The organism is Nocardiopsis ansamitocini (genome assembly GCF_030268225.1).
In the GTDB taxonomy this organism is placed as follows: domain Bacteria; phylum Actinomycetota; class Actinomycetes; order Streptosporangiales; family Streptosporangiaceae; genus Nocardiopsis_D; species Nocardiopsis_D ansamitocini.
Window position 1 is genome coordinate 1 of sequence record NZ_BSQG01000037.1, and the last position, 478, is coordinate 478.

Below are 478 nucleotides of genomic sequence, written 5' to 3' on the forward strand. Positions count from 1 at the left end.
CAGCAGGGCACCCGACGCGGTCGCCTCGCCGGACAACAACAACGCACCAACGACACCGAGCACCACACCGACAAGGACTCCAACACACCGTGACGAACAACGCCCCCCGGGACCTGGACTGGCTCCTCGACGAACTCGTCGAACGCGCCGTCGGTGCCAAATGCGCGATCGTACTCTCCGCGGACGGCCTCCTCATCGGCAAATCCACCGAACTCACCACCGAAGACGCCGAACACCTCTCCGCCGTCGCCTCCGCCTTCCAAAGCCTCGCCCGCGGCACCGGCCGCCAATTCAACGGCGGCGCCGTACGCCAAACCGTCGTCGAAATGGACCACGCCTACCTCTTCGTCACCGCAGCAGGCGAAGGCGCCTGCCTCGCCCTCATCGCCGAAGAACAATCCGACGTCGGCCTCATCGCCTACGAAATGAACGTCCTCGTCGACCAAGTCGGCCGCTCACTCGACTCCGCCCCCCGCCA

The 478-nt window shown here is 66.1% G+C and carries 1 protein-coding gene; it reads left to right on the forward strand.

All coding sequences use genetic code 11. From position 1 onward, the window contains the following. Positions 1 to 89 precede the first annotated feature (89 nt). Positions 90 to 478, forward strand: a 389-nt coding sequence (locus QSJ59_RS24290; RefSeq protein WP_285762096.1) for a roadblock/LC7 domain-containing protein, incomplete at its 3' end; no start/stop codon positions are given.